Here is a 269-nt window from a genome sequence, read left to right on the forward strand (position 1 = left end):
TGTGACCGTAGAATGTGATGCCATACCCGCTCCTGCTGTGGTTACCGCAACAGACAACTGTGATACAACCCTTACAGTTAGCTATTCAGAAACTACCAATACTGTCAATGATGGTGTTGGAACTATCATCCGTGAATGGTCCGTAACTGATAACGATGGCAATACAACAACACAAACCCAAACCATTACCGTGGAGGACAACACGCCTCCGGTGCTTGTTGGCGTTCCTGCCGATGTGACCGTAGAATGTGATGCCATACCCGCTCCTG

At 48.7% G+C, this 269-nt stretch carries 1 protein-coding gene; it reads left to right on the top strand.

Annotated elements, in window-relative coordinates; genetic code table 11:
• A partial coding sequence (locus ZA07_RS16200; RefSeq protein WP_197276758.1) for a hypothetical protein occupies positions 1-269 on the top strand: 269 nt, incomplete at both ends.

The sequence above is a fragment of the Mangrovimonas sp. ST2L15 genome (assembly GCF_001280515.1).
Taxonomy (GTDB): domain Bacteria; phylum Bacteroidota; class Bacteroidia; order Flavobacteriales; family Flavobacteriaceae; genus Mangrovimonas; species Mangrovimonas futianensis.